Annotated in this window: 1 pseudogene; it reads right to left on the bottom strand. The window is 58.6% G+C overall.

Features of this window, described 5'->3' with window-relative positions:
* Positions 1-389, bottom strand: a pseudogene (locus J1M64_RS19300) (class I SAM-dependent methyltransferase); the annotation flags it as partial.

The following is a 389-nucleotide window of genomic DNA, read 5'->3' as shown; positions in this document are numbered from 1 at the left end:
CGATGGATCACCACCACCGAGTCGAAGACTTCGATCCTGTCGATGATAGTTGCTGCATAGGGCACCTCGACATGGCGCAGGCGCTTCTGGTGCCCCTCCATGATCTGGAACACGGAGTTCATGCGCATGTAGGGCGCGTGCATCGCGTCCATGAGCCACCTGGTGAAATCGATGAACGACTCGGGTTGGTCACGGTAGCTCGTCCAATAGTTGGCGCAGACGTCCTCGACAACGTACACACCACCGGCCTTGAGCCGGGGGAACAGATACTGAAACGAACTGATCATCTGCTTCGGAGTGTGCCCACCGTCGTCCAGCACCGTGTCGAAGGCACCAAACTCGTCGAGAACCGCCTGCAGGAAGTGGGTGTTGGTCTGATCGCCGATGCG

The organism is Dietzia sp. KRD202 (assembly GCF_017168155.1).
Lineage (GTDB): Bacteria > Actinomycetota > Actinomycetes > Mycobacteriales > Mycobacteriaceae > Dietzia > Dietzia kunjamensis.
Note: the sequence above shows the minus strand (reverse complement) of the source record. Positions and strands in the feature narration are given on the sequence as shown.